This is a genomic window from Aerococcus sp. L_32, from assembly GCF_050689315.1.
The window spans coordinates 1-516 of record NZ_JBOEQF010001275.1; the positions used below are offsets into that span (position 1 = coordinate 1).

At 39.5% G+C, this 516-nt stretch carries 1 pseudogene; it reads right to left on the reverse strand.

Features of this window, described 5'->3' with window-relative positions:
- Positions 1-516 (reverse strand): annotated as a pseudogene (locus ACRCJ0_RS19300) (phosphoribosylformylglycinamidine synthase); the annotation flags it as partial.

Sequence of the window (516 nt, forward strand, 5' to 3'; positions counted from 1 at the left end):
CTCGTAGCGACCGGCATCGATGGTCACAATATCGATTTGGGTGTTGAAAGTGGTGTGACGACAGTGGTCTGACCAGTATGTATCAATGACTTTCAACTCAGTTAAATTGGGATTACGGTTTTCAGATTTAAAATATTTTTGGCAAAATAGCAAGTCGTCTAAGTCCATGGAGAATTTTTGAGCTAGGTTTATTAAATCAGCTTCAGTCATTTCGGTGAAACCAACAACTTCCTCAAGCTCTTCTGTTGATGAAGGGTAAATTTCAAATGGGGGTTCATCCATGGCAATAACGGTATTTTCAACCGGATTGATGAAATAATTTTCAAAAATTTGCCCTTGGTCTGATGTGACATTGTCTAAAGTCACGACTTTAGAATGGAAGACTTTTACTTCTTCAAAACCAAGCACATGTTGGATCATTTCCGTCATCATTTGCTCATGTTCATTGTACTGACCAGTCACTTGGCGGTAGCGGAAAGTGTAGTCAGCGCTCGGGATTTCTTCGATAAAAGTTAA